Annotated in this window: 2 protein-coding genes; both read right to left on the bottom strand. The window is 37.7% G+C overall.

Annotated features, from left to right (window positions below; genetic code table 11):
- Nucleotides 1-284 (bottom strand): ATP-binding protein (locus HNR53_RS23050; RefSeq protein ID WP_221452456.1); only part of this gene is annotated, 284 nt, incomplete at its 3' end.
- Nucleotides 281-1,700: Mu transposase domain-containing protein (locus HNR53_RS23055; RefSeq protein WP_184530530.1), on the bottom strand; the 1,420-nt coding region annotated here is incomplete at its 5' end. The genes HNR53_RS23050 and HNR53_RS23055, both read right to left, overlap by 4 nt.

The following is a 1,700-nucleotide window of genomic DNA, read 5'->3' on the forward strand; positions in this document are numbered from 1 at the left end:
AGTTGCTTATATTTCCTTTGTGCATCTTCTGGTAAATCAGATATGGATAAGTCCTCTAAGTACTTTTTATAAGGAAATTCTGCTCGACGGATACGATTATATTGAGCCATTTCTTGCCGATTATCCCATTCCTTTTGTAATAACAGAGCTAAAAACTCTTCATAACTGGCGTTATTTTGAGTTGCCTCTTTGATTTGCTCTTGAAAACATTGGCGAATAGTTGGCAGCTTTAAATCCTTGCTATAGTTGAATATCTGTTCCATCAATTCTGATGATGTACTCATGCAATGGCCTCCTCTTTCCCTACTGATTCCGTCTGAAATAACTCATCATACATTTTTAGATTTGCCTTCGCATGCTCTGTTATATCATTCGTTTCTTTTGATTTTGGTACTGAAGAAACCGCGGTATTCTTATTTTTAGCGCATAGGATTTTTATTTTGTCCGTTGTCACATGGCTGGGATGTATCCGACAAAGCTCTTTAATACTTCGTTCAATTTCACTAAGAGTGGATTCTTCTTTAATATACTGTAATAACTCTACAAATTCTTTTGCACGATTGTTATAATAAGTATCATAAATTGTTTTTATTTTTTTATCTGCCTGTTGTAATGCTGTGCTACCAGCTAATGCACCAGGCTTTTTCTTTAACGTTTCTAAGTAATGCTCAAGCTGTAAACTCCATTCATGGCAACCAGTTAAACGAATATGATCCGCTACTTTTCCCTCTTCATAGAAACATAGAATGCGATTCGAGTAGATTTTCACCTTTATGATTGCGCCAACCAAATGATCCGGAACGGAGTAGTGGCTTTGATCAATAACTACCGTTGAATACTTGTCGACACGCACGTTTTGGACTCGCGCTGCGTCAAACGGGCGGGGAAGGGAGAGGAAGTTTTCTTGTTCCTGTTTTAAACACTCTACGGCAGTTTGGTTTTGATGGGATGGCTGTGGTTTTCGGTTACGTTTCTCACAAACCTCATATAGGTATTGATTTGCTTCTTCAATCGATTCAAATGTGTCACGAAACGCGAAGGCTTTTCTACGTACTACTTCCACACTTCGTTCAACGTGCCCTTTTTCGTTTCCTTTTCGGACATTGCAGAAGCGATAACTATAACCATAGTAAATTGAAAGTTTTAATAATCCTTCTGTAGGCTCTTTCTCTGTTCCGACAAAGCGTTTGACGGCAACCCTCATATTGTCATAGACCATAGTTTTATAGACTCCACTAACTTCTTGAAAGAACAAAGCATGCGCTTCTTGGAAGCACTCCATCTTTTGTTTTGAAAATAGATAGGCCATTCGAAAATTTCCATAGGCTGACGTAAACACTGCCATTTGAAGCTTACACCATTTTCCTTTAATTTTAACCTTCACTTCACCCCAATCAAATTCACATATGTCTCCAGGATAATAAGACCCTTTGATAAAGGCTTCTTTTGATTTCTTTTCTAATTGCCGAATCGTCCGGAGGACGGTACTGTAACTGATTTCAATTCCTTCTTCCTCTAATGCTTCAAATATATCGATTGGCTTCTTTAATTGTTTTTTTAATCCCTTTTTTAGCTTCTCCTCATTTTCCTGAAGATGAGCAATTACTTTTTGTTCAATGCCTTTTGTCATTACTCGTTTTCTTCGAACGCCAACTTTATATTTAGGAGCCTCTACAAGTTCCTGTATCAACTCTCCTGTT

Source organism: Bacillus benzoevorans (assembly GCF_014207535.1).
Lineage (GTDB): Bacteria > Bacillota > Bacilli > Bacillales > Cytobacillaceae > Bacillus_BD > Bacillus_BD benzoevorans.